Annotated in this window: 1 protein-coding gene and 1 pseudogene; both read right to left on the bottom strand. The window is 64.6% G+C overall.

Annotation, left to right across the window (positions count from 1 at the left end; genetic code table 11):
• Positions 1-1,976 (bottom strand): acetate/propionate family kinase (locus ADADOO_RS08285; RefSeq protein WP_511276622.1); only part of this gene is annotated, 1,976 nt, incomplete at its 3' end.
• A 92-nt stretch (positions 1,977-2,068) separates the two neighbouring features.
• Positions 2,069-3,360, bottom strand: a pseudogene (locus ADADOO_RS08280) (glycosyl transferase family 51); the annotation flags it as partial.

The raw sequence follows: 3,360 nt of genomic DNA, 5'->3' as shown, positions 1-3,360 counted from the left end.
TTGAACTGCTCGGTCATCGCGATCTCGACCTGGGTTTCCTTGCGCGTCGGGCCGAGGACGCGGACCTTGGCGATCCGCCCCTTGGGGCCGACGAGATGGACCTGTTCCTCGCAGGCGAACTGGCCGGGCTGCGACAGTTCGTGCATCGGCGTCAGCTGGTGGCCGGGGCCGAACAGTTTTTCGACGTCGGCCTGCGAGAGGTGGGCGTGGTGGGCCGAGATTTCGACCGGGATCGCGATGTCTTCGGCGTTGGCCGCCAGCAGCAAGGCATTGCGCTCGATGGAACGCAGCGTTTCCCAGGCGACCAGGCGCTCGTCGTCATTGGCGACGACGAGGATGGTGACCGGCGAGTCGTCGGCCGAGATGATGGCGAAATTGTCGACGCGGCCCAGATTGCGGTTCTTTTCCTCGTCGAGCTTGATGCCCATGAATTCAAGGCCCTGGCAGGCCAGGCTGCGCACCGTGGCGCTTGTTTCGCCGACGTCGCCGGTGAACGCCAGGACATCGATGCCGCCCATCGCCGCGACGTAGGCGCCGATGTTCTTGCGCACCTGGTAGCAGTAAGCCTTGTGGGCGAGCAGGGCGCGGTGGTGACCCTCGGCGGCGGCGGCCTCGATCTCGTGGATGTCGCTCGAAATGCCGGATATGCCCTTGAGGCCGCTCTCGGTGTTGATCAGCGTCGACAACTGCTCGGGCGACATGTGGTGCTGTTCCATCAGGTGGATCATCACCGCCGGGTCGATGCTGCCCGAACGGCTCGGCATGATCAGGCCGTCGGTTGGCGTCATGCCCATCGTCGTGTCGATCGAGCGGCCATGGTCGATGGCGCACAGCGAGGCGCCGATGCCGAGGTGGCAGGAGACGATTTCGAGCTCGCCGAGCGGGCGCTTGAGGACTTCGGCCGACTTCAGCGAAACGTAGCGGTGCGAAGTGCCGTGGAAGCCGTAGCGGCGGATGCCGTGCTGCTTGTAGAGGTCGTAAGGCAGGCCGTAGAGGTAGGCGTAGGGGGCCAGCGTCTGGTGGAAAGCGGTGTCGAAAACGGCAACCTGCGGCACGTTCGGGAACATTTTCATGGCGACGCGGATGCCGGCTACGTTGACCGGGTTGTGCAACGGCGCGAAAACCGAGAAGGCCTCGATGTCGGTAATGACGGCCGGCGTAATAACGACCGAGCTCGAGAACCGGTTGCCGCCATGGACGACGCGATGGCCGATGGCGCTGACGTCTTCGGGGTGGAAGGTGAAATGCTCGCCGAGCAGGGCGGTCGCTTCCTGCATGACCTTGAACAGGTCGGACAACTTGAACGGGGCGTGGTCGACGGATCGTTGCTGGGTGCCGACCTTGACGGTGATTCGCGTCACCTGCTGGTCGGCGTGGTCGATGATGCCGTGCACATCGGCGCCGCTCTCTTCGGTGTCGTAGATGCCGAAATGGATCTGGCTGATGCCGACATTGAGGACGACCACCTTTCCCGGCTGGTTGGTTTGCAGCGACAGGGCATACGGGTCGCGCGAGCGAACGATGGCATTGGCCTGGGCGCTAACCAGGTCGACCGACATGGTGCGCGTGCGGTCGGCAAGCAGATGGGAGAGGTAGCCGACGGCCTTCGGATTGGTCAGGATGTGGGTGTTGAAGACTTCCTGCGGGATCATCAGCACGAAACAGCGGTTGCCGGCAATGACGTCGGCGACGAGGCGGTCGCCGGTGAGTAGCGACATGACGCCGAAGACATCACCGACGCCAAGCTGGGTGATGACGGCGCGGGTGCCGGTGTTGTCGGTCATCGAGATCTCGGCGTGGCCGCTGATCATGACGCCGATGAAACGGCCTTCGTCGCCAGTTTCGAGGATGGCTTCGTTGCCTTCATACGTCGCCAGGCGGGACTTGATGACGATTTCCTCGACCTTGTCGGCCGGGAAAGTTTCGAACAGGCGAACCTGCTCAAGGAAGAAGCGTTTCAGGTCGATTTCGCTCATGCTGTTTCTCGCTTTACTGCCATGTTTTTATCCAGCGAGAGACTACCACTTTGCTGCGGTGCAGCAAAGTGGTCATCTGTGAAGCTTGGTCTTCAACCCTTGCACTTGCCTTCGGCGGCCGGCCGGTCGGCGATGAGCGGCCGCAGGGCCGGTTCCATTTCCTTCATGATCTGCACCGGCAGGGCCGAGGTGAAGTCGTAACCGGCCGCCTTGGCGCCGGGGACGAAGGCGGTGACGACGCCGTAAAAGCGATCGCCGATGTAGAAGGCGAAGGTGGCGGCGCGGTTCATGACCTTGGCGCTGCGCACCCCACCGTCGGCGCCGATGACCTTGGAGCGGTGGTCGCCGGTACCGGTCTTGCCGCCCATGATGAGCGGCTGTTCTGCGTGGTCGCGGTAGGTGTCCTTGATGCGCCGGGCCGTACCGCTGTTGACGACGCGCAGCAGGGCGCGCCGGGTGACCTGGGCTACTTCAATCGGGATGACACGCTGGCCGGCTTCCGGCTGGCGCTGCAGGCGGGTTTCGAAGGGCGTATGGGTGGCGAAGCGGAGTTCGTCGATGCGCACCGTCGGCCGGCGGATGCCGTCGTTGACAACGATGCCCATGAGCTCGGCGAGGGCGGCCGGGCGGTCGGCCGAGCTGCCGATAGCGGTGGCCAGCGAGGGCACGAGATGGTCGAAGGGGTAACCGAGGCGGCGCCATTCTTCGGCGATGCGCTCGAAGGCGGCGACCTCGACGACGATGTCGATGCGCACCTGCTGGGCGTGCTTGAAGCGTGGGGCGAACAGCCATTTCGAGGCATCGCGGCGGGCCTCGACGCTGGCCGGGACGATGTCCTTGAGCGTCGCCTTCGGCTGGCTCTGCAGGTGGTGGACCAGCCACAGTTCGAGCGGATGGACGCGGGCCAGATAGCCCTGGTCGGCCAGGTTGTACTGGCGCGTGGCGTGGGCGTCGAACAGGCGGCGCAGGCCGGCGTCGGTGCCGGCCCGCTCGCCGAGCTGCTGGCGCATGAAGGCGGCAAAGCTCACGAAATCGCTTTTCGGCAGCACGCTGAGGTAGGCGGCGGCTTGCGGGGCGGGGCGAGACGGCACCGAATCGCTGAGCACGGCAAGGCGATCCTCTGGTGCCACGTCGCGGTACTTGTGCCAGTAGGTGCGCAGGAAACCCAGGCCCTCGCGTTCGGCGAAGCGGTTGAGGAAAGCCTGCCGGGTATCGTCGTCATCCTTGTCGCGCAGGCCGCGGGCTGGGGCATCGACGGCCTCGTAGGCGTGGTAGTGGACGACATCGTGCATGATGCGCACGAACGAGAGGTTGACCGATTGTTCGAGCGCTTCGGCGACGCTCGGCACCTTGCCGTCGTCTTCATGCTTGAAATTGTTGAAGT

The sequence above is a fragment of the Azonexus sp. genome, assembly GCF_036170495.1.
GTDB lineage: Bacteria > Pseudomonadota > Gammaproteobacteria > Burkholderiales > Rhodocyclaceae > Azonexus.
The sequence above is the reverse complement of the archived record's forward strand: the minus strand, read 5'-3'. Positions and strand labels throughout refer to the sequence as shown.